This window comes from Caldithrix abyssi DSM 13497, assembly GCF_001886815.1.
Lineage (GTDB): Bacteria > Calditrichota > Calditrichia > Calditrichales > Calditrichaceae > Caldithrix > Caldithrix abyssi.
In genome coordinates, this window is record NZ_CP018099.1 from 2,386,734 (window position 1) to 2,410,066 (window position 23,333).

Consider the following 23,333-nt stretch of genomic DNA (forward strand, 5'->3'; position numbering starts at 1 on the left):
GAGCATGTAATGGAAGAAGCCAAACTTAGCTGGAAGTTTCCCCGTGAATACTGGGTGGCAAACATCATTGAACTGTTTGAACGCGCCGCTTATTACGGCATGTTTATTGTTCTCGCTGTTTATTTGACGCGTGAAGTAGGTTTCACCGATGTGGAAACCGGTTGGGTAACCGGTCTGTTTGCCTCGTTAATCTATTTATCGCCAACCTTTACCGGAACCCTGGCCGATAAAATGGGCTTCCGGTCTGCTTTGCTGCTGGCCTTTGCATTGTTAAGCGGCGGCTATTTTTTACTGGGGCTATGGCCCACCAAGTTGGTTGCCGTGACCGCGCTGGCCTTTATCATGCTGGGCGGCTCTTTTGTTAAACCAATCATTACCGGCACCGTTGCCAAAGCTTCCGATGAAAGACACCGTGCGCGGGCCTATTCCATCTTTTACATGATGGTCAACATCGGCGCCTTTTTAGGCAAAACTATTGCCAAGCCTCTGCGCGTTGAACTGGGACTGCGCTACATCAATTTCTACGCCGCAGGCATGGCTTTTATTGCTCTGATCATCGTTTATTTTATGTACAAAGATCTCGACACCACCGGCAAGGGCAAAAGTTTAAAAGAAGCGCTGGACGGGCTGATTCGTGTATTGAAAAACGTGCGTTTTATGGCGCTGATTTTAATTGTCGCCGGATTCTGGGCCATTCAACACCAGTTGTACGCCACCATGCCTAAATATACTCTGCGACTGGTGGGCGAACACGCATCGCCCGAATGGCTGGCTAATGTCAATCCCCTGGTCGTTGTGCTTTTTGTGGTGCCCGTTACCCATCTGGTGCGTAAAATTCAACCGGTTAGCTCGATTGGCATCGCCTTGCTCATTATCCCCTTTTCGGCGTTGAGCATTGCGCTCAGCCCTGTTTTAACGGCCATTACAGGCGATCAGGTTTCTATTTTCGGTCTGTTTACACTGCATCCCATCACAGTCGCCCTGATCTTCGGCATCGCTTTACAGGGATTGGCCGAAACCTTTCTTTCGCCGCGTTTTTTAGAGTATGCTTCCAAACAGGCCCCAAAAGGTGAAGAAGGGCTTTACCTGGGCTATTCGCACTTAACGACCTTCTTTGCCAATTTGTTTGCTTTTGTCTCAAGCGGTTATCTGCTGGACAAATACTGTCCGGATCCCAGAACTTTGACCGAATTGCAAAAGGCAACCGCTTATGAACATGCGCATTACATCTGGTATTTTTATGCCGGCGTCGGCTTACTGGCATTTGTGTTGTTGATGATTTACAAGTATGTTTGCGATACCATCGATCGAAGGAGAGCACAACAGACTGCGTGACCTAAAAAATGTATTTGGTAACAAAAAATGAGGCCTTTGCCTGAAGGAATAAAAAGTGCAGCATTTTGTGCTGCACTTTTTTCCAAAACCTAACGGAGGGAAAACATGTCTATAGAAGATAAACGCATTCTGTTTTTTGTGGAAGACCTTTACGAAGACCTGGAACTATGGTATCCGAAGCTCAGATTACTGGAAGCCGGGGCCAAAGTGCTGGTTGCCGGGCCGCAAAAGGGAAAGATCTACAGGGGGAAAAACGGTTATCCCTGCCAGGCGGAGGCAGCTATTGATGAAATCAGCTTTGAAGATTTCGATGGTCTGATTCTTTCCGGAGGATTTGCACCCGATAAGTTAAGGCGTATGGATAAGGTAAAACACATTACCGCCGAAATCCACCAACGCGGCAAGTTAATCGCCCATATCTGTCACGGCGGTTGGATCGCTATTTCGGCAGGCATTGTAAAGGGCTTTACCTGCACTTCCACGCCGGGTATTAAAGACGATCTGGAAAATGCCGGCGCCAAATGGGTAGATCAACCGGTAGTGGTGGACCGCAACATGATTTCCAGCCGACGACCGGACGACCTGCCGCAATTTTGCAAGGCGATCATTAATTTCTACAAAAGTTGAATTACAAGCGTTTTTTCGCTAAAATTAAGACGATAATCTTGTAAAGTATCTAAAATAAATGGTTTAAAATGCGCAAAAAACTTTCTCAAATTCAATTGATTTTAATGGATGTTGACGGCGTGCTAACCGCCGGGGAAATCATCTATTCCGCTGCCGGCGATGAGTTGAAAATGTTTAACGTGCAGGACGGCATGGGAATCACCCTGGCGCGCATGGCCGGGCTTAAAACAGGCATTCTGACCGGGCGTAAATCGGAACTGGTGCGGCGGAGGGCAGAGGAATTAAAAATCGATATCGTTTCGCAGGGCAGTTTTGAAAAATTGCCCGAATATGAGAAGATTAAGCAACAAATGCAATTGAGCGACGAGCAAATTTGCTATATTGGAGACGATGTGCTGGATATTCCCGTTTTGAAGCGTGTCGGTTTTAGTGTGGCGGTGGCCAATGCCCGCGATGAGGTAAAAGCCATTGCCGATTATGTTACGGTGGCCGAAGGCGGCAAGGGCGCCGTGCGCGAAGTAATCGATAAAATCTTAAAATGGCAAAACAAACTTCACGCGCTCATCGATCAGTTGTCACGATAAATCTCGAGTGTGACCATGTTTGTATCGAAAAAAATCCTGGCCTTTTTAATCCTTTTAATACCGGGTTTTATGGCGCCGTTAACAGCGCAAATTCACGTGGCCATCACCAGCTTTGAAAATCAAACCGATGAAATCCTGCTCGACGGCTGGCAGCGCAATTTACCCGATTATTTAAGCGTGGAACTGGGCGCCTCGCAAAACCTGATTTTACTTGAGCGTAACCGGCTGAAAGAAATATTTGCCGAAATGCACCTGGCCCTGAGCGGCTTTGTGCAAAACCCGACGCTGGCTGAAAAAATCGGTAAACTGGCCGGCGCGGATGTAATCCTGAGCGGCGTAATTACAAAAGTGGGCCAAAACTATGTGATTTTAGCCCATATCACGCGCGTGAAAACAGGCGAGGTAATGGTCGAAAAAGTGGAAGCGCCGGACAATAAACATTTCGCGCAGATGGCTCATTTGCTGGGCAACAATATTCGCTTTCGCCTGACCGGCGAAGGGAAGTACCAACAAAAAGTTTCATTGAAGCGCTACCCAACCGCTTACTTTTTGTTGGGCGCTCTGGTCAGCGGTATGACCGCCGGCCTGTTAGAAAAGAATGCTCAAAATGCCTATGATGATTACCACGCGGCGACATCTTTAAAAGACTTTGATCGGTATTACGATAAGGCTAACCGGTTAAATCGGCTTTCGGATGCCTTTTGGGGACTGGCCGGAATCAGTCTGGTTGGCGCAACCGTTAGCTGGCTAAAAAATATGAAGCAGAAGGATTTAAAGGCGGGCTCCGAAAAGGGGCCCTCGATTAATTACCAGTGGGATTTTTATGAAAGAGGGGCGCGGTTTGGCTTTACGATTCGTTTTTAAAGCGCTGCCGCTTTTTATTATTTTGTCTGGCTTGTTTGGCCTTTCCTGCACGGATCTGGAGCGCGATAATCTGTTAGATCCTAAAAATCCCGACAGCTACAGCCAGACCGTTCCGCTGGTAGAAGCCTTTGTTAATCTGGCGCATCCCTCTCCGTACAATAGATGGGCGGTGCAAAGTTTAAATGCTCTGACGGCCGATTTCCCTTTGAAAATGATTGTGGTGCATTACCACCGCGATCTGCTGCTCGATAGCGCCCTGTACGATGATCCGTTTAACGACGACCAGCAGCAGACCTATTTTCTGCAGTTGCAGGATAAATATGTTCAGGCGGCGTCCGATCTTCCGCGCGTATTGCCCGATGTGTATTTGAATGGCGCGCAGGCAAGATTTTCCGGCGCCTATGATGAAAATTCCTTAAAAATGAGGATGGAGCGGGCGGTTTCGGAACTTATCGCTCAAAAGAACGATTACATTCTTGAGCCCATCATTGAAAGATCGGCGGGCGTGGTACAGGTTCGTTGTTTGATCGCTCGACTGGGCAAACGCCAGGCAGAAAATTTACGCTTACGCATCTTGTTTTTAAAAAAGAACGCCTTTGAAAATCTGGAACTGAATTCGGTGGTGAAAATGAGCTGGCCGGGGATTTTAATCGATAAAATTAAGGCAGGGGAGTATGTAGAAATTTTGGGTGGGCAGATTGCAGAGCAGCGCGCCGATGGTGTGGCGTTTGCCCTGGTGACGGAAGACGAGCTGCAGGTGTTGCAGTCCAAATATGTGGAATTTTAATATGAACGTTCGATTCATTCTTCTCCTTGTATGGGGGTTGTTTTTGTGGAGTGGCTGCGAACAGGTCGGCGAGCTGATCAATCCAAAGCAGCTGCCGGAACTGGACGAACGGGGTATTGTGCTCTCTCAGGATCAGGTGATGCCGCGCGATACCATTCGCGCCAGCATCAAAGCCACCAATCCGTTGGAAGGCCCGTTACAGTACGACTGGCACGCCGATGGCGGAAGCTTTTTACCGCCCTTCGACAATGATACAGTGTTCTGGGTAGCGCCGTTGAGCGGCGGGCTGTATCATTTGTGGGTGATCGTTAAAAATGAGGATGGTGAAAGCGCTTCGCCCCGCCGGCAGATTAACGTGATCAGTACGTCGGAGCCGGTCGTCAATATTCTTGAACCCCAGGATGGGGCGTATTTTGTTACGGGGCAAAGCTGTGCGGTTACAATACAGGCCGAGCATGAAAACGACGTTTCCATAGTGCGTTTATTGATCAACGACCATTTAATGGGCGAATCGGATAATGCGCAGAACGGCCTCTATCTGTTCAATATTACGCTTGATGAGACGATGGTTGGCAAAACGGCGTTGAAAGCCGAAGCGACCGCCAACAACCAGTTGCAAAGTAAAGGGCAGGATGTAATTTACATTTATGTCGGAGGAATTTTACCCGGTGAAAATGAACAATAATCGGATTATTGAAATAGGTAAAAAGGTCATTCAAATTGAAAAGCAATCGTTGGCTGCGCTGGAAGAACGTATTAACGAAAATTTCGCGCAGGCTGTTCAGGTGATTCTGGATTGTAAGGGCCGGGTGATTGTGACCGGCATGGGAAAATCCGGCGCCATTGGCCGCAAAATTTCATCCACCCTGGCCAGTACGGGAACAACGTCGGCCTTTCTGCATCCGGCCGAGGGCATTCACGGCGATCTGGGCATGGTGCATCGGGACGACGTGATCATCGCCATTTCCAAAAGCGGCGAAACGGTGGAGCTGGTTAATCTTCTGCCTTCTTTCAGGAGACTGGATGTGCCGGTCATTGCCATGACGGCCAATAAAAAATCAACCCTTGCCCGGTACGCTAAGGTCTGGCTGGATATCAGCGTAAAAGAGGAAGCCTGTCCCAATGATCTGGCGCCCACGGCCAGTACCACCGTTACCCTGGCTCTGGGCGACGCCCTGGCCATCGCCCTGTTAGAAGCGCGCGGTTTTTCGGCCGAGGATTTTGCCCTGCTGCACCCCGGCGGAACTTTGGGGAAAAAGTTACTGATGCGCGTTTCGGATTTAATGGAAAGCGGCGACCGCCTGCCGTTCTGCTTTCAGGAAGACATCATGCAAAAAGCGATTATGGAAATGGCTCACAAACGCGGCATCTGTCCCGTTGTGGATCATCAAATGCATTTAAAGGGCGTGATTACCACCGGCGATTTAAACCGCCTGATTGAAAAAACCGAACAAATTTTTCATATTCCGGTTACCGATGTTATGAATCCAAATCCCAAATACATCCACAAAGACGATCTGGCTACCATCGCCTACAAGGAAATGGAAAAATTCCGCATTATCGCCCTGCCTGTGCTGGATGAAAAGGAAAAACTGGTCGGCGTTGTTCATTTGCATGACCTGATGCAGGAGGGAATCACCGCATGAAATGGAAATGTTGCCTTCTTCTGGCCTTTCTGCTCCTGGCCTGTTCGCAGGAGACACCGCAAACAGGTCAGGCACCCGAACCTCAGGCCTTTCCGGATCAGGAAAGCTGGAATACCACCGTTTTAATTACCAAAGACGGAAAAACCGTCGGCGTTTTGAAGGCCGGTCATGTGCAAAAGTTTTCTAAAAAAAATGTTACCTTACTGGATGAGAATATTCAGGTCGATTTTTATGATGAATTCGGCAATCATAAATCCGTATTAACCGCGCAGGGCGGACGCATCAACGACCAGACCCAGGACATGGAAGCTTACGGAAATGTGGTGGTGGTTTCGGACAGCGGTGTAACGCTTTATACCGATACGCTTAAATGGGATAATAAAAAACAAGAAATCTATTCTGAAATCCCCATCATGTTGACCACGGAAGAAAACGATACGCTTTATGGCGATCGCTTTCGTTCCAGCCCGGATTTGATCAATTATGAAATCATCAATCCCCGGGGACGTAGTTCTAAAAAAATTGATCTCGAGTAGCCCATGGTACGTAATGTTATTTTGCTCTCCCTATTAATCATCGCTAATCTGTTTGGTCAGAGTCAGGGCATCGAGCTGATTCATGCCGATAAACACATCGGGAAAAAAGTCGGCGGCGAACAACTGCGTATTTTTGAAGGTAATGTGCACTTCCAGCAGGATACCATTCACATGTGGTGCGATCGAGCCGTGATGTACGAAGAAAAGGAGAAAATTGACTTTGAAGGTCATGTAATCATTACAGACGGCAAAAGCACCATTCGCGCCAAAAAAATCGAATACTATTGGCAACCGCAGCAAAGCTATTGCTATGGACAGGTGCGCATCAAAACAGAAAAAGATTCGCTCTATTCCGAATATCTTGAGTACAACTTTAAAGACGGCAGCGCCCTGGCCAGGGAAAATCTTTATCTTTTTAATCGTGAAAATTTAACGCACATCTGGGGGCAATACGGCTTTTACAATCCGCAGGAAAAGTTCAGCCAGGTTTCGATTCAGGCTCATCTAATGAAGATCGACAGCGCTTCGAACGACACTTTGAATATTTTCGGACAGGTTTTGCAATATTTTGATCGAAAAGAAGAACGTAAAGCGGTGGCTATTGATAGCGTGACCATTTTACAGGGCGATTTAAAGGCAGTGTGCGACACGGCTATTTACTGGATCGAAAAAGACCTGGCCGTGTTGAAACATAATCCGCGCGCCTGGTACGAAGACAGCCGGTTAAAAGCGGTGGAGATGGAAGTTTATTTTGATTCGTTGCGCCTGAAAAGAATTACGCTCATCGGGGAGGCCGAGGCCAGAACTCTGGCTGATTCCACAACGGGTGAAGAAGACGTGTTAAAAGGCAAGCTAATTCATTTCCATATAAAAAATAAAAAAGCGGAACGAATTATTGCCATTGATAACGCCAGCAGTTTATATTACATCACCGATGAAAACGAGGAAAGGGGCGCCAATTTCGCCACGGCGGACACCATTAAAATCTTTTTTCAAGCCGGCAGGCTGGACAGCATCAGCATAATTGGCGGGGCGCGCGGAACCTACTATCCCGAAGCGTTTAAAAAGGAGATTGATGTTGAATAATAAAAACACTGAACCGGCTGTTCTGGAAAGCAAAAATCTGGTAAAAATTTACCATAAAAGGCGCGTGGTAGATGACGTTTCCATTTATCTGCGGCAGGGCGAGATTGTTGGATTGCTGGGGCCCAACGGAGCCGGTAAAACCACGACGTTTTACATGATTACGGGGATGATTAAGCCCAATGCAGGGAAAATTTACCTGAACAACGAGGATATCACCAAACTGCCCATGTACCGCCGCGCGCGACGCGGTGTGGCGTATTTGCCGCAGGAGGCGTCCATTTTTCGTAAGCTTACGGTGGAAGAAAACTTGCTGGCCATCATGGAAATGATCGGCGTGCCGCGCGACGAGAGAAAACGGCGCACCGAACAGCTGCTGGAAGAGCTGAGCATTACGCACATCGCCCGATCGAAAGGCTTTCAACTCTCCGGCGGCGAGCGGCGGCGCACAGAAATCGCCCGTACGCTGGTTACCAATCCACGTTTTATCTTGCTGGACGAGCCTTTTGCCGGCGTTGATCCCATTGCCGTGGAAGACATTCAAAATATTGTGCAGGGATTGAAAAAGCGAAACATCGGCGTTTTGATTACCGACCACAATGTGCACGAAACGCTTTCCATTACCGATCGCGCTTATCTGTTGTTTGAAGGCCGCATTTTAAAAGAAGGCGATGCGGATTTTCTGGCCAACGACGCCGAAGCGCGCAGACTCTACCTGGGAGAACGCTTCCGTTTGGACCGGTGAGAAATACAATTAAAAATTAAAAATCATCACGCCACAGCGAGAGGCTGGGCTCGAATTAGGGATGAGTTCATTCTAAGGCAACATAGCCGCAACCAAAGCTTTAATTTAATCAACCGCAAAGCAGTCGCAAAGAACGCCAGGACTTAACGAAGTAATGAGAAACGCGTCAGGCGTTTACGAAAATTTTCGCACGCTAAAGTATTAGAATACTTCCTCTGAAAGCTTTAACGGAAAAGCGTTTGAAAATTTTTGTGCTGTTTTAAAAACTCATCCCCCAGCCGAGGGTGTCTCAAAAGCGACATCAAATGTATATTTATGCAAAAAATAGAGAAAAGTTTACAATAGCCCTCACCCCCTTTCCCCCTATCCCGATTTTCGGGAGAGGGGGAATTAAAGGGAGTGAGGGAAAGAAAAACTTTATAAAAATACATTTTCTTTGACTTTTGGGACAGCCCCGGGCGTAAATAGCGCCGTTTTTGTTTATCTTTTGTCTTAAATGTTAAATAATTTTCTGCGATTATTGGCGTAATATGCGAGAAAATTACTATGCACGTGTTGCGGTTGATTTAGGTTGCGGCTACGCTGCTTTAGATCTTTTAAAGGAAGTATTCTAATTTCTTTTCAGGCGCCTGTTGCTTCACCGCTACCCCTTAATTACGCCAATGGGTCGTAAACGGGCCACTTTAAGGCTAATGCCGCTCTGGTGCATCACGTTCACAACCGACTGGACGTCTTTGTAGGCCTCGGGCATCTCTTCGGCCACCGTGGCCTTGCCTCTGGCCTGTACCACAATTCCGCGCGCCGAAAGCTCTTTAATTAAATTGCGTCCAGCGCCTGCTTTTTTAGCCTGGCGGCGGCTGAGCAGGCGGCCGGCTCCATGACAGGTGCTGCCGAAAGTCTCTTCCATCGCCTTTTGCGTACCGATGCAAACAAAAGAGTAGCGTCCCATATCGCCGGGAATTAACACCGGTTGTCCGACGGCGCGATATTTTTCAGGCAGCAGAGGATGCCCCGGCGCCAGCGCTCTGGTCGCGCCCTTGCGATGGACGCAAACGGTTTTTTCTCGGTCGCCAACTTTGTGTGTTTCCTTTTTGGCAATATTGTGCGAAACATCGTAAACAAGGTTAAATTGCAGATTGGCGTCAGAAATATTGAAAACGTGTTTAAAAACGCGTCGGGCCAGATCCATGATCACCTGGCGATTGCTCCATGCGAAATTGGCGGCACAGGACATGGCGGCAAAATAATCCTGGCCTTCCGGACTTTGAATGGGCGCGGCAGCCAGCTGGCGATCCGGTAAATCCAGATGATATTTTTGCGCGGCTTTGCTCATCACCTTTAAATAATCGTCGCAGATTTGATAACCAAAACCGCGTGAACCGCTATGAATCAAAACAACGATTTGTCCTTCAAACAAACCTAAAGCGGCTGCTGCTTGCTCATCGTAAATTCGATCTACAACATCCACCTCCAGAAAATGATTGCCGGAACCCAGGGTGCCTAATTGATCCAATCCGCGTTCAATGGCGCGCTGGCTTACGGCGGAGAAATCGGCAAAGGGCATTCTGCCTTTTTCTTCAATGACTTCCAGGTCTTCTGCCTTGCCGTAGCCCTGCTGAATGACCCATTGCACCCCTTCTTGCGCCACTTTTTTTAGATCGTTTTTGGAGAGCTTTTTAATGGCGTGCGAAGAGCCGACTCCCGTGGGAATGGCTTTAAACAATTCCTGGATTAGTTTATCCAGCCGTTTTTTTACTTCATCTTCTCTCAGGCTGGTAGTGGCCAGACGCATGCCGCAATTAATGTCGTAGCCCACGCCGCCCGGCGAAATCACACCTTCCTGCCAGTCGGTAGCCGCCACGCCGCCAATGGGAAAACCGTAACCCCAGTGAATATCGGGCATGGCCAGCGAATATTTTTCAATGCCGGGCAGGTGCGCCACATTGATAACCTGTTGTAAAGGAGCCTGCTCTTCCAGAAGACCTTCCATCATTTCCGGCGAGGCGTAAACGCGTCCCGCAACGCGCATGTCTCCAAAAGGCTCAATCTCGTATAAATTTTCGTCGATCTTTTTAATAGGGATTTTAGGATTTTTCATTGGACTTTCCCTTCTTTTTTCTTCTTTTTAACAAACGCCAGGCCTGCGCCTTTGTTTCTCAAATATCAAAGATAATGGTCGCAGCATATTGCCCATTCTTTTGGATGATTTGTAAACCATGATAGGTTACCGCTTTAATTTCCGTAAGTTGTTCTTGCAATTCCAATGGGAGCATCTGACGGGGCGCTTCCATCTGTAAGGTATAAGCGCCATTTTGTTGTTCAACAGTCAAACTTTTAAGCGGAAAAAAAACCGTCTTCCGGACCTGCACATTGAAGTTCAGCTCGCTTAAAAAGGCGATCAATAAATCTTCCCTGCTCGGTTCTGACAGGCGCAATAGATCGGGCCGGGCAGAAGAGGGGAGTAACTGCGACAATAGTTCCAGTTTTCCAAAACAAAGGTAGTAAAATCCGGCATGCGCGTTAATAAACAATTCCGAAATGGTTTTGCCAAACACTTCCAGCCCAAGGTCCGCGGTATGTTCAATTTGTCTGAAACTCATCATGATTAAATTTGCTCTTGATCTTCTACTCTTACTAAGGTAAAATTAAATTGTGACGAATATACTGCAAAGTCAAAAAAAAATACAGGAGAACTTACGAGATGCGCTTTAAAAACTGGAGCCTGCTTGGTTTAATTTTAATTTTTGCCGGGGCCTGCACCATTCATGAGCCGGACCCGCCTGTGTGGGATACCTCATGGAAATTAGAATTGCCCGTTAAAAACATCACCATGAAAGAAATTGTAAACGATTCAACTTTGTTGGCCGATACGACGGACGGACAGCCGATTGTGAAATTTAACCTGGAAGATAGTACGGACTGGGAATACGTTGAAGAGAGCGATTTAACGATTCGGCCTCAGGACACACAGTTCAGCTCTGAAATTGGTGCGATTAAATTACAGGAAAAAAGCGAGATGAAATCGACGGAGATTACTTTAAGTGAATTGTTGCCTCCTGAGGTTATCGCAAACGATACCATTCCGCCTTATCCTGCTGTAACGGTGACGCCTGATCCCAAAGAAGTGACTTACGATTTTTTTGAAAGAGCCGTCATAAAAAGCGGATATATCTATTTAACATTTTATAACGATTTGTTTATCAAAGTTGACGCTGGCATGACGATTGAGGTTTATAATAATGACAGTCCCAATCCAACTCTGGTCACCACGATTGAATTTCCTGATCCCATTGAACCTTATGCCGTTACGCAAAGCAATATTGTTGATCTCAGCGGTCTGGAAGTGAGCAACAGCTTTTTATTGAAATACACCATCCCCATTGCCGGTTCGGATACGGCGCAGGTTGTAACGCAAGAGCAAAAAAACGGCACCATTTATTCTATTTTAACCATCGAAAATATTGAAGTGAGCGAAGCGGACGCTAAAGTGCCCGAACAAACTTTTTCTAATGACGAAAGGATCGCTCTTCCGCAAAATGAACACCAAATAATTCAGGCGCAAATCAAACAGGGGCTAATTACGCTGAATATTGAGAATGGCCTTTCTTTGTATAGCCATGCTACCATTACCTTACCTGAAATAATAAATGATAGCGGCCCCATACAAATTGAACTGGATCTTCAGCCTTTTCAAAATTCGCTTACACAAATTAATCTTGCCGGATACGAAATTAAAAATATTAATCAGCCGGGCTCGCCTCTGGATTCCATTCATGTCCGGTTAGAGGCCACGGTTAGTTCCAGAGACTCCATCGTTACGATTAAAGAAACAGATCAAATTTCGATTGACGTAACTTTTGAGGATATCATCTTCGAAAATGTAACGGGCATTATTCAACCGATCGTGTTCAATATTGAACCGCAAACGCTTAATAATGAGGATCTGTTTGATAAAATAAATGGCAGCGGTCTGGTGCTGGACGACCTTGTTTTAACGCTGAGGGTGGAAAACCAGATCGACATCCCGCTTCATCTGGTTTTAAATCTTAAGGCGTCTAACGACACCGAGAGCAAAGAGATGACGGTGGATGCGATAATTCAGGCTGCCAGTCAGGCGCCGTACACCGAAATCATTCTGGATAAAAATTACAAAACGCCCAATAGTATTGTTGACCTTTTTGCGCTGCTACCCAAAGAGGTGGAAATCAGCGGACAGGCAACCATAGAAGGGCAGGGAACAATTGCCATTGGCCAGGGCGTGCGTACGGTCTTCTCGGTTGAAACGCCGTTGTTTTTTAAGTTGCTGAATCCCATTATCTATGAGAGCGATCTGGACAGCATTAAAAAGAATGACATCGATCAGGACGTCAGGGATCGGCTGGCCGAAGATGTTCACGAAGGAACGTTTAATCTGATAATCAAAAACGGAACGCCGCTGGCCACCAATTTTGTACTTGTGCTGGCCGATGATTCGCTGGAGGTCAACTCGACAACCATAAGCGATTCAACGCGCAAGATTGTTATTACAGCCGATATCCAACGCGGTGTTATTGGAGACGACGGCTACGTTTCCAGTCCTACAGCCAGCGAGGTTACCATTCGTCTGACAGAACAGCAAATGCAGTTATTCCAGAAATCGCCGATTTATTTAAAACAAAAAGCAACCATTTTACCCACGGGCGAAACCAAGATTAAGTTACGAACCAGCGATATGATTGAACTTGACGCATTTGTTCAATTAAACTTTACCGTAAGATTTGAATAAAGATGGAGTTAAAAACAATGAAAAAGATATTAATCATTCTGGCTTTTGCTTCGACGCTTTTCGCTCAGGGGTTTGACGGCGTTGCGCTCGGATTTGGAGACAACTATTCGGCGCTATCCCGGGGCGTGAAGGCCATCAATTATAATCCGGCCAATGTTACGCTTCCGCGCGGCAATGCATTCGAACTGAACGTGTTTGGTATTAACGCCAGCGTTTTCAACAACAGCTTCAGTTTTGATACCTACAATAACTTTTTTGTAACCGATGAACCGGAAAACCGCTGGTCTGAATCGGACAAAAAAGATTTTTTAAGCCTGATTCCGGATGATGGCTTAAAAATGAATTCCCATGTGGTTGGCAATGCCCTGGGGCTGGCTTTTAACAATTTTGCGCTCGCCGCGCAGCCCATTGTAATGGGAGAATTGAATACGTTTGAAGATAAGTCATTGTTAGAAATTGCCCTGTTTGGCGATACGGTTTCCAGAGACTATGAACGCAGCTACGATAATTTCGTTAAAGGCCAAAGCATGGGCGCCGTCAAAGTTTCGCTGGCTTATGGCTATCCCTTTTTACAAATCAAGAAATATTTACCGGATTTTTCCTATTTAGCGGTTGGTATTGGCGTCAATTATTTTATTTCCATGGCGTACGCTCAAACCGAAGAATCGGATCTGTGGGTAAAACGGACGCAATTTGATGATTATGAGCTGGTTGAATTAGCGGCCACGGCTCAGTTAAAAACCGCCGTCGCCGAAGGTTCTAATCCCGTTGGTAAGGGGCGGAGCTTTAATTTAGGTTTTGCCACACAGTTTAAAGAAAAATGGAATTTTTCTCTGAGCTTTTTAAATCTTGGCGGATCCATTGAATATACTGAAAATACCGAACGGGTCATCGTAGAGGAAAATAAAACCATTAAAATCTATCATTCGACGGATCTGGATGATGAAACCATTGAAACGTCAACAGACACCACGCTGACCATTGGCGCATTTAAGGTGGATATCCCCACCACCATGCGCCTGGGCGCTTCCTATGAATTCAAAAACAATCTCATTTTTATGGCTGAGTGGGTACAGGGCTTAGATCATACCCTGGGCAACTCGACCACGCCGCGCATTGGAGCAGGCGTTCTGTACAAACCGTTCTGGTGGCTGCCGGTTCGCGGCGGCTTTTCGCTGGGCGGCAACCGCGGCTTTATTCTGGCTATGGGCAGCGGCGTTGATCTGAAATATTGGAGCCTCGATTTTTCATTTGCCATGAAAAACGCCCTGTGGCCAACGCATTCGGAAGGCCTGTTCGCCGCCTTAAGCATGATGTTCAAATTGTAATCCAGAAATAAATCAAATTTAGTCTGCCATTTCTTAAATGCGCATTCCGGGAAAGTTCGGGATGCGCATTTTTATTTTCAATGGCCCCACCAATCGTCAATCATCAATCATCAATTAAATTGCATGATATGCCTCTTTTTTTGTTTACGGGTATTGTAAAAAACGAATTAATTTCCTAAATTTAATTAGAAATTAACAATCAACTCCGAGCCAAAGAGCCTACGTCCTGTGAATCGGGATATGGTTCGCGGCCGATAGGGTAAGACGGGAAACGGTCTTGCCTCCCGTGTTTGGAAAGGAGCGTAAATGGAAATGGATCAACCCTCACTTAAACCTGCTTCGGTATTAACCGATCCTTATGGTCGCATTTTAAATTATCTGCGTATTGCCTTAACCGACCGTTGTAATTTACGCTGTACCTATTGCATGCCGGCCGAAGGCGTTCCTTTTATTGAACATGAACAAATCATGCGCTTCGAAGAGATTTTGCGCCTGGTGCAAATTATGCTTCCATATGGCTTGCGCAAAATCCGCGTTACCGGCGGAGAACCGCTGGTGCGCAGAGGAACCATTTCATTTTTACAAAAGCTGCGTCAGGTAGGCCCTGAGCTGCAAATCCATTTAACAACCAACGGCGTCCTTTTAGAAGATTATTTTAAAGAACTTGTAGAAATCTCCATCTCCGGCGTCAATCTTTCGCTGGACACGTTAAATCCCCAAAAATTTAAAAAAATTACGCGTCACGATTCCTTTGTTAAAGTGTGGCGGGCTTTGCAACAGGTTCTTGATAGTAATATTCCATTAAAACTAAACATGGTGGTGCAACGCGGTTTAAATGAAGATGAAATCATCCCCATGGCTGAACTGGCCAGGCAGCACAGCCTGGAGGTGCGCTTTATTGAACAAATGCCTTTTGACGGGTTGTCGCGAAAGATCGAACGTCCTTTTACAGGCGAGGAAATTCTGCAAACGCTGCGGACGGCTTTCGGAACTCTGGAGAGTACAAAAAAACAAAACGGCACGGCGCAATTGTACAAAATTCCGGGTTTTAAAGGAACCATCGGCATTATTTCCGGTTACAGCCGCACCTTTTGCAGCGACTGTAATCGATTGCGCTTAACTTCAACCGGCGTGCTGAAAACGTGTCTTTATGATCGTGGCAGCGTTAACCTGAAAGATTTAATGCGCGCCGGATACGACGACGCCCGGCTTTTAAAGGCCATAGAGCGGGCAGTTCGGGAAAGGCACAAGGATGGTTTTGAAGCCGAAAAGGAAAGCTTTGACGTTCAAAAGCTGTCCATGTCTCAAATAGGAGGCTAACGTGAAGGAGTGGTTAAGAAAAATCGACTTTCTACGCGAAGAAGATGAAAAACCTGAAAATCAATTTACGCTTTCCGAATTTTCCGGATCGGTGGGCGATCTGGGAACGCTTTTGCCGCTGGCTTTTGCCCTGATTGTGTTCAACGGTTTTTCCAGCGCCATCATCTTCTTTTTGTTCGGCGTGATTTACCTGTTAACCGGTTGGTTTTACCGCGTTCCCGTTTCCGTTCAGCCCTTAAAAGCCATGTCGGTTATTGCCATTGGCCAGGGCTTTTCGCCTGAATTTTTGGCCGGCACTTCCGTTTTGTACGGACTACTGATGGCTTTTCTGGCCTTAACCGGCCTGATCCGCTGGCTGCAAAACTGGTTTACGCCGGCGCTGGTGCGCGGCATTCAATTTGGCATCGGATTGATTTTGACGCAAAAAGCGCTGGAGCTGGTGTGGCAAAAAGGAATTTTACTCCATTTAGATAATTCCTCTCTATCATTGGGTTTTTTACTGTTAGCGCTTTTTTTGGCCATAATCTGGTGGTTTCAGGTTAAAAAGGATCTGCCTGCTGCCCTGATTATGATCTTTTTATCCATCCTGTTTATTGCCATCTGGGGGCCGGCTCCTCCGATTCGTGAGGGGCAGCATCTGTCTTTAAAGCTGTATCTTCCAGACTTTTCCATCTGGAAAGAAGCGCTGATCTTTCTGATCATACCCCAGTTGCCTTTAACTCTTGGCAACGCCGTTTACGCCGCAAACGATTCGTGCCATACATTGTGGGGCAAACAGGCTCAACGCGTAACGCCCACACGACTGGCGTTTAGCATCGGGCTCAGCGACGTTTTAATCGGCCTGTTTAAAGGATTTCCTGTCTGCCATGGCGCGGGAGGAATGGGCGCACATGCCCAGTTTGGAGCCCGCACCGGAGGAGCGACCATGATTATCGGCGCTGTGCTGGTGATTAGCGCGCTGATTCCCGCATTAAATCAATTTATTTTTTTAATTCCCGTGCCCTTGTTAGCCGCCATGCTCATCTTTGACAGCTACCGCATGATGATTATGGTTCGCAGGCTGGAAGGCTGGCAACCATTGTTCGTCGCGCTGCTGGTGGGCGGCATCTCCTTTTTAACCAGAAATTTAACCATCGCTCTGGTAGCTGGCTTTTTAACTGAACGTCTTTTAAAATTAATGATCAATAAATCAACCAAAACGGTTATAGGAGCGGAAAATGATTGATGTCAGCCCAAAATTTGTTACGCTGCGCTATGCCAAGGCCAGCGGCGTATTGTTCGCCCAAAAGGAAACCATTCAAAGAGTAAAAAACAAAACCGTACCCAAAGGCGATGTACTACAGGTTGCCAGGGCGGCAGGCATTTTGGCCGCTAAAAAAACGGCCGATTGGATCGTGTTCTGTCATCCCATTCCCATCGACTGGATTGAAATCCATTTTGAATTGTTCGAAGACCGCATTCAGGTGTTTAGCGAAGTGAAAAGCGTCTGGAAAACCGGCGTGGAGATGGAAGCGATAACCGCCGTTCAGGGCGCTTTAATGAATATGTACGATATGCTGAAACCGCTGGATCAGCAAATGTACATGACCGATATTAAACTGGAAGGAAAAAGAGGCGGAAAATCAGATTTTACGGACGAATTTAAAGGAACCATCAAGGCCGCGGTACTGGTTATCTCTGACTCCACCTTTGCCGGTCAAAGAGAAGACCGATCCGGTAAAATTATTAGCGACTTTTTAAAACAGCAAAAAATTGACGTCAGCGTTTATGAGATTTTGCCGGATGATGTATCGAAGATTCGAGAGCGTGTTAAAAATTTGGTGGACGAGGAAGGAATCGATCTCATTTTTACCACGGGTGGTACAGGCTTTGGTCCAAAGGATTTTACGCCGGAGGCCATTAAGCCCTTACTGGAAAAAGAAGCGCCGGGCATTGTGGAAGCCATCCGTCGTCACGGCAAAGAAAGAACGCCGTTTGCCATGCTTTCCAGAGAGATCGCCGGCCTGCGCAAACAGAGTTTAATAATTACTCTACCAGGTAGTTCGCGCGGGGCCGAAGAAAGCTTGCAGGCCATTTTCCCCGGCCTGTTGCACGCCTTTCCCATGATCTGGGGAGGTAAACACGACAAACAGGGGAGAGCCGTGTTATGATTAGCATACAGGAAGCCATGGAAAGAATTTGGGCCAGGCTACCGGAAAAGAAGAGAGAAACGCTCGACATTTCAGAGTCAACCGGTCGTGTCCTGGCGCATCAGGTGACCGCCGCAGAGCCTTCTCCCCGTTTTACCAACTCCGCCATGGATGGCATGGCCGTACGATTTGAAGATTTACAGTCATTACCGGTTGAACTAAGCATTGTTGGAGAAAGTCGCGCCGGCGTGCCCTTTCAGGGAATTGTGCAAAATGGCCAGGCCGTGCGTATTAGCACCGGCGCCGTGCTACCACAGGGCGCAGATACGGTAATTCCTATTGAAGATTGCCAGGTGGAACAAAGTCGGGTTAAAGTTCTGACGGCGAAAAAGAAAGGCGCCAACGTTCGGAAGAAAGGCGAAGAGTTCGAGAGTGGAGAAGTTCTGCTGGCATCCGGAACAACGCTTTTTCCGGAACATCTTGCTCTGCTGGCCGCGCAGGGCATTCAACGCGTGGAAGTGTATGCCCGTCCGCGCGTGGTCTTGTTAACCACCGGAAGCGAGGTCAAGTCCTTTAAAGAAGAGATAGCCGATTACGAAATTCGCGATTCTAACCTGCTCATGCTTGGCGAAGCCATTAAGTTAGCGGGCGGAGCGCTTGTCGTATCTGATCGTCTGCCGGACGATTTTTCGTTAACCGTTCAAAAGTTGAAAGAAGCACAAAATAAGGCCGATGTAATCGTCCTTTCCGGCGGCGTTTCGGTGGGCCCGCACGATCATGTAAAGAAGGCGGCGGCAGAGGCCGGATTTAGCGAAGTCTTCTGGAAGGTAAACCAACAACCGGGCAAACCGCTCTTTTTTGCCGCCAGTGATAACACGCTTTTGTTTGGCCTGCCCGGAAATCCGGTTTCGGCCTTTATGAGTATGGCACATTACGTGTATCCGGTTTTACGTCGTTTGCAGGGCTTTGACGACGACCGGGCGGTGTGCGTTGCCCGGGCCCGGAGCCGGCTGGAGATCAATAAAAAGCGCGCCCAATTGTTGCGCGTCCGTCTGGAAAAAACGGATGAAGGCTGGCATTTTATTCCGTTGAAAAGGCAGGGCTCGCACATGATAACTTCCATCAGTCAGGCCGATGGCTACATTGTTGTCGGGCCCGTGGAAACCATTGAGAAAGATGAAACGCGAAATGTTTATCTATTTCCCTGGAGGAAAAGTTATGGGTTATGTTGAATCGATCTGCATCAGCCACAAAAAAGGTATCGTTAAAAAAGAAATTAAAGAAGCAAATTTTATTAAAGACTACGGAATCGAAGGGGACGCCCATGCCGGTAAGTGGCATCGGCAGGTTTCTCTGCTGGCCGGCGAAAGCATCGATAAAATGAAAGAAAAAATTCCTTCCCTTCAACACGGCGCATTCGCTGAAAATTTGGTTCTGCGGCAGGTGGATTTTAGCCGGATTCGTGTGGGCGATTTGTTGCGCATTGGCGATTCGGTTCTGCTGGAGGTGACGCAAATCGGAAAAGAGTGTCACACCTCCTGCGCCATCAAAAAAATAGTGGGCGATTGCATTATGCCGCGCGAGGGATTGTTTGCCCGCATTTTACAGGGGGGCGCCGTCCGAACAGGTCAGGAAGTTTGCGTGCTGACGCAGAATGAGACCACAGTAAAACAGGCCATGTAAAACGGCTCAATCAAATTGCTACCCCGGAAGCTTTGAGGATCGGGTTTGGTTCAGGTTTGCAGTACTTCTTTTATTTTAGAAGCAAGCTGCTCCACAGAGTAAGGTTTAGGTACAAAATGGATGCCTTTTTCTAACAGGCCGTTTTGCACAATGTGGTCGTCGGTGTAGCCCGACACATAAATTACTTTTAGCTCAGGGAATAGTTTCTGTAATTTAATGGCCAGCTCTTTGCCGTTCATTTCAGGCATCACCAGGTCTGTAATTAATAAGTCAGGTTTTAGGTTTGATTTTTTCACCAATTCCAGAGCTTCGCGGCCGTTGGAAGCAGAATGGATTTTAAAGCCGAAATTGCTCAGCGCTTTTTCGGCAAAATGGCGAACGCTGGCCTCGTCTTCCACCAGCAAGATGGTTTCTTTGCCCCTGAAATTTAAATTTACTTTTTTCTTCTTTTCATCATCAACCGATTTTAATTCCATGGCCGGCCAGTTTACGGTAAAGGTCGTGCCCAATCCGGGTTCAGAGTAAACATAGATGGCGCCGTTGTTCTGTTTTACAATTCCGTAAACGGTAGAGAGACCCAGGCCGGTGCCTTTTCCTTTTTCTTTGGTTGTAAAAAAGGGTTCAAAAATATGTTCAATCGTTTCCCGATCCATACCGATGCCGTTATCCATTACCTTTAACACCACGTATTTGCCGGGATGCAGTCCGGGATGCGTGCGTATGTATTCCTCGTCATATTCGGTTTGCAGGGTTTCGATGGTAATTCTCTTTTGAAATTTTTCTCTCTGCGCCATATTCACCGCGTCGCGCGCATTAACCACCAGGTTAATTAAAATCTGATCGATCTGCGATCGATCAGCAAGAATGGGAGAGATGGATTCCTGCAATCTGAGCTCCAATTTAATGTCCTCGCCGATCAGGCGCATGAGCATCTTTTGCGTATCTAAAATCACTTTGTTCAAATGAAGCAGTTCCTGATTGACGATTTGTTTGCGGCTAAAGGCCAGTAGCTGATTGGTTAAATTAGCGGCGCGTTTGCCCGCCTCCAGAATGGCCTTAAGCGCCGAATGCCTGGAATCGTTTTCGGTCATGCGTGAGAGCGTTAACTCCGCGTAACCATTAATGACGGTTAGCAAGTTGTTAAAATCATGAGCTATCCCGCCTGCCAATTGGCCGATGGCTTCCATCTTTTGCATCTGGCGCATTTGTTCCTGCAATTTAATCTCTTTATCTATGTTTCTGGCGCTTTTACACAAATTAATGATATTGCCCTGGCTGTCGCGGATGGGGAAGATAGCCACTTCTTCATGAAAGGAAGAGCCATCTTTACGTTGATTAATCCACTGACCTTTCCAGACCTGGCCTCTACCAATGGTTTCTAAAATCGCATCGCGATATTTACTTTTAAGGATGGGCAGTGTTTGCCCTACAACCGTTTCTTTTTTAAATCCGGTCACCTGTTCAAAAGCAGGATTCACATATTCGATTATTCCATCTTTATCAGTAATGATAAAAGCCGTATTAGATTGTTCCACCAGGGTGGCCAGACGTTTAATTTGTTCGGCGGATTTTTGTTGTTCTTCCATATATTTAATTTTTTGTAAAGCGATTTTTATCAACTGAACCACCGCCCGGATAAAACCAATTTCTTCCTGTTTCCAGAAATGTGTAGTGGAGAAAAAGTTAAGCGTCAGTAAATAGTTTTCGGAAGCGGACAGCGAAATGGGATACCAGATCAAACTTTTAATTTTTAGCTGGTCGTGCAGGATTTTTGCGGAATTTTCCTGGCTTAGCAACGAATGATATCTGTTTGCATGACTTTCCAGCCAGGCTTGATCTTTAATCAGATGAGAAGCTGAATGCTTAATAACTTCAAGTGGGGGGTGAATATTCGTTTTTATCGATTCAACCGTTTTTTCGTTGGACCATTGACTGATGAGTTGCGAGGATTCCGCCGCTAAATTTATTTCAAAAATTAAGCATTGATCCAGACCAAGCGTCCGCCCGATAAGCGATGCGGATTCTTTTAGGATTTCTTCACGCCTGGTTTCGCTGATAATCTTTTTAGCCAGATGATTAATGGCGTTGGAAAAGTGTAATTGTCTTTCCAGTAATTTTTCCGTTGCTTTCAGCGCCGTAATATCGCGACCAAATACTACCAATCCCTTACGACTGCCGTCTTCGTTAAAAAGCGGCACTTTAATCACATCATAGATTTTTACCGTGCCGTCGGGCCTGGGGACGATCTCTTCAGCGCGGGTTATGGTCCCTTTTTGCCAGGCCAGCTCATCAGATATTTCGCAAGTTAAAAAGGCGTCCTTGTAAAAGGGCGCAAACTCCGCCAGTTCGCTATCCTTTTTTCCTCGATATTCAACGTTTTGTAGTTCAAACAGTTTTAAATCCGCCTCATTGGCTTCTAACCAGCGGCCTTCCTCGTCTTTAAAACAAATGATATCGGGCGTGGCGTTAATGAGAGTGCGTAGTTGTTCTTCGCTGCGTAAAATGACCTCCTCTTTGGCCTTTCGCTCTCGAACATTGCTAATAATTTCGGCAAAGAGCTTAAGGAGGGTAATTTCGTTTTCACTCCACTTTCTGATCTTTTTAACGGAATCAAATCCTGCAAAGCCAATACAGCGTCCATTGCGCATAATAGGGACGGTGATGAAAGTTTTTATCTCCTGAGCCTCTAAAAATTTCTTAATAGGGTCTCCTGGGGGTAAGGCATTAACGTCCGGAACATGAACCATCTGGCCTTTGGCATGGGCATCAAGCCACTCCGGTGACAAATTAATAGGTACTTTCTGTAAATTATCTATCTGCGGAGTTATTCCCGGGGCGCACCATTCATGGGTATTGGTCATAATGCCTTTCTCAAAGAGATAATCGAACAAATAAACGCGATCCACGCCAGTAAACTCTCCCAGTATCTGTAGCGCTTTATTTATTTTTTCATCAAATTGCTCGATAGGAACATTAATATATTCCGTAGCAAAGGTTAAAATCAATTTTTGAAATTCGCTTAACTTTTTAACCTCATCCCGCGCTATTTTTTGTTCGGTAATATCGGTGATGGCGCCTTCAAAATAAAGAAAATTACCTTGCTGGTCATAAATGGGCCGACCGTTCATTAAAACCCAGATAGGTATGCCATCTTTTCGTTTTAACTTAACTTCCACATTCTTTAGCAAACCATATTTCAGGACCATATTGATCAAACGGTCTCTTTCTTCAAGATGCCAGTACATTTTACGCGCATCACCTTGGGTTATCAGTTCCTGCGGAGAATCGTACCCCAATATTCTGGCCATGGAAGGGTTTGCGGCCAGAAACTTACCGTCATAGGTGGTTTGATAGATTCCTTCTACAGAGTTTTCAAAAATAGCCCGATATTTCGCCTCCGACTTCGATGCCTGCTCCAGGGCCCGCATGCGCATGATAATGGCTGTTAGATTGTCGGCCAGTAATTGGACCAGTTGTTCATCTGCTTCCGAATATTCCGTTTGACGATCATAATAAACCATAAACTTGCCAAGTAAACCGCCGGGATGAACCAGAGGCACAAAATACAGCGCTTTTATTCCCTCTTGCAACACTTTCTTTTTTATGTCTTCTGGCAAATTTGAACTTTTTACATCGGAAATAAAGATAGGCCGGGCATTAATATCTTCTTTTTCCCAGGGACAATGTCCGTCCAACGCTTTGCGATAGTTTTCCGAAAGCCCATCCCAGGCCACAAAATGGACTTTATTATCCAGGCCAAATATGAGAATAGAAGCCCGATCAGCCTTTAAAATAGCTTTTACTCCTTTGAGCGCTATTTCATAAACTTCTTCCAGAGATTTCGCCCTGTTTAAATTGGCAATTACTTCATAAATTAATATCATACACTGTTGAGTTTCCG

Annotated in this window: 20 protein-coding genes and 1 riboswitch; of the genes, 17 read left to right on the forward strand and 3 right to left on the reverse strand. The window is 46.5% G+C overall.

What is annotated here, in order from left to right:
- The first annotated feature begins 9 nt into the window (after window positions 1-9).
- From Cabys_RS09285 to lptB, 10 genes are all read left to right on the forward strand, one after another.
- Window positions 10-1,335, forward strand: coding sequence for an MFS transporter (locus tag Cabys_RS09285; RefSeq protein ID WP_006930076.1), 1,326 nt, complete (start codon window positions 10-12; stop codon window positions 1,333-1,335).
- A 105-nt stretch (window positions 1,336-1,440) separates the two neighbouring features.
- Window positions 1,441-1,962: a type 1 glutamine amidotransferase domain-containing protein gene (locus tag Cabys_RS09290; protein ID WP_006930077.1), complete on the forward strand. Its 522-nt coding sequence runs from the start codon at window positions 1,441-1,443 to the stop codon at window positions 1,960-1,962.
- 68 nt (window positions 1,963-2,030) lie between these two features.
- Window positions 2,031-2,546 carry a KdsC family phosphatase gene (locus Cabys_RS09295; protein ID WP_006930078.1) on the forward strand — a complete coding sequence of 172 codons (516 nt, stop codon included), beginning with the start codon at window positions 2,031-2,033 and terminating at the stop codon, window positions 2,544-2,546.
- A 15-nt stretch (window positions 2,547-2,561) separates the two neighbouring features.
- Window positions 2,562-3,410 carry a CsgG/HfaB family protein gene (locus Cabys_RS09300; RefSeq protein WP_006930079.1) on the forward strand — a complete coding sequence of 283 codons (849 nt, stop codon included), beginning with the start codon at window positions 2,562-2,564 and terminating at the stop codon, window positions 3,408-3,410.
- Window positions 3,388-4,197 carry a hypothetical protein gene (locus Cabys_RS09305; protein ID WP_150109303.1) on the forward strand — a complete coding sequence of 270 codons (810 nt, stop codon included), beginning with the start codon at window positions 3,388-3,390 and terminating at the stop codon, window positions 4,195-4,197. Before Cabys_RS09300 ends, Cabys_RS09305 begins: the two co-directional genes overlap by 23 nt.
- 1 nt (window position 4,198) lies before the next feature.
- Window positions 4,199-4,882, forward strand: a complete 684-nt coding sequence (locus tag Cabys_RS09310) for an Ig-like domain-containing protein (RefSeq protein ID WP_006930081.1) — start codon at window positions 4,199-4,201, stop codon at window positions 4,880-4,882.
- Window positions 4,845-5,843, forward strand: coding sequence for a KpsF/GutQ family sugar-phosphate isomerase (locus Cabys_RS09315; RefSeq protein WP_218921402.1), 999 nt, complete (start codon window positions 4,845-4,847; stop codon window positions 5,841-5,843). Before Cabys_RS09310 ends, Cabys_RS09315 begins: the two co-directional genes overlap by 38 nt.
- Complete coding sequence (gene lptC, locus Cabys_RS09320; RefSeq protein WP_006930083.1) at window positions 5,840-6,379, forward strand: LPS export ABC transporter periplasmic protein LptC; 540 nt, start codon at window positions 5,840-5,842, stop codon at window positions 6,377-6,379. Before Cabys_RS09315 ends, lptC begins: the two co-directional genes overlap by 4 nt.
- A 3-nt stretch (window positions 6,380-6,382) precedes the next feature.
- Complete coding sequence (locus tag Cabys_RS09325) at window positions 6,383-7,465, forward strand: OstA-like protein (RefSeq protein WP_006930084.1); 1,083 nt, start codon at window positions 6,383-6,385, stop codon at window positions 7,463-7,465.
- On the forward strand, window positions 7,455-8,207 hold the full coding sequence (gene lptB / locus Cabys_RS09330) for an LPS export ABC transporter ATP-binding protein (protein ID WP_006930085.1): 753 nt from the start codon (window positions 7,455-7,457) through the stop codon (window positions 8,205-8,207). The genes Cabys_RS09325 and lptB overlap by 11 nt, the downstream gene beginning before the upstream one ends.
- A gap of 643 nt (window positions 8,208-8,850) precedes the next feature.
- Here lptB and Cabys_RS09335 read toward each other — a convergent pair.
- A complete protein-coding gene (locus Cabys_RS09335) occupies window positions 8,851-10,305 on the reverse strand; it encodes an RtcB family protein (RefSeq protein WP_006930086.1) in 1,455 nt (484 codons plus the stop codon).
- A 58-nt stretch (window positions 10,306-10,363) separates the two neighbouring features.
- Window positions 10,364-10,810 carry an archease gene (locus Cabys_RS09340; protein ID WP_006930087.1) on the reverse strand — a complete coding sequence of 149 codons (447 nt, stop codon included), beginning with the start codon at window positions 10,808-10,810 and terminating at the stop codon, window positions 10,364-10,366.
- Between the two features lie 98 nt (window positions 10,811-10,908).
- Here Cabys_RS09340 and Cabys_RS09345 point away from each other — a divergent pair, with 98 nt between their 5' ends.
- The 7 genes from Cabys_RS09345 to Cabys_RS09375 all read left to right on the forward strand — a co-directional run bounded on the left by Cabys_RS09345 (window position 10,909) and on the right by Cabys_RS09375 (window position 19,432).
- On the forward strand, window positions 10,909-12,972 hold the full coding sequence (locus Cabys_RS09345) for a hypothetical protein (protein WP_006930088.1): 2,064 nt from the start codon (window positions 10,909-10,911) through the stop codon (window positions 12,970-12,972).
- A gap of 17 nt (window positions 12,973-12,989) precedes the next feature.
- Entirely contained in the window at window positions 12,990-14,300 is a 1,311-nt protein-coding gene (locus Cabys_RS09350) for a DUF5723 family protein (protein WP_006930089.1), read from the forward strand.
- A gap of 191 nt (window positions 14,301-14,491) precedes the next feature.
- Window positions 14,492-14,618: riboswitch (molybdenum cofactor riboswitch) on the forward strand.
- Window positions 14,607-15,620 (forward strand): GTP 3',8-cyclase MoaA, encoded by a 1,014-nt coding sequence (gene moaA, locus Cabys_RS09355; RefSeq protein ID WP_006930090.1) that lies wholly within the window; start codon window positions 14,607-14,609, stop codon window positions 15,618-15,620. Its footprint overlaps the riboswitch before it by 12 nt.
- A 1-nt stretch (window position 15,621) precedes the next feature.
- The gene (locus Cabys_RS09360) at window positions 15,622-16,845 is read left to right on the forward strand and encodes a putative sulfate/molybdate transporter (RefSeq protein WP_006930091.1); all 1,224 of its coding nucleotides are present in this window, start codon (window positions 15,622-15,624) and stop codon (window positions 16,843-16,845) included.
- Window positions 16,838-17,770, forward strand: coding sequence for a bifunctional molybdenum cofactor biosynthesis protein MoaC/MoaB (moaCB, locus tag Cabys_RS09365; protein WP_006930092.1), 933 nt, complete (start codon window positions 16,838-16,840; stop codon window positions 17,768-17,770). Before Cabys_RS09360 ends, moaCB begins: the two co-directional genes overlap by 8 nt.
- Window positions 17,767-18,981: a molybdopterin molybdotransferase MoeA gene (locus Cabys_RS09370; protein WP_006930093.1), complete on the forward strand. Its 1,215-nt coding sequence runs from the start codon at window positions 17,767-17,769 to the stop codon at window positions 18,979-18,981. Before moaCB ends, Cabys_RS09370 begins: the two co-directional genes overlap by 4 nt.
- Entirely contained in the window at window positions 18,968-19,432 is a 465-nt protein-coding gene (locus Cabys_RS09375; protein ID WP_006930094.1) for an MOSC domain-containing protein, read from the forward strand. The genes Cabys_RS09370 and Cabys_RS09375 overlap by 14 nt, the downstream gene beginning before the upstream one ends.
- 50 nt (window positions 19,433-19,482) lie before the next feature.
- Here the strand turns inward: Cabys_RS09375 and Cabys_RS09380 are convergent, their stop codons facing one another.
- Entirely contained in the window at window positions 19,483-23,316 is a 3,834-nt protein-coding gene (locus tag Cabys_RS09380) for a PAS domain S-box protein (protein WP_225868919.1), read from the reverse strand.
- Between the last annotated feature and the right edge of the window lie 17 nt (window positions 23,317-23,333).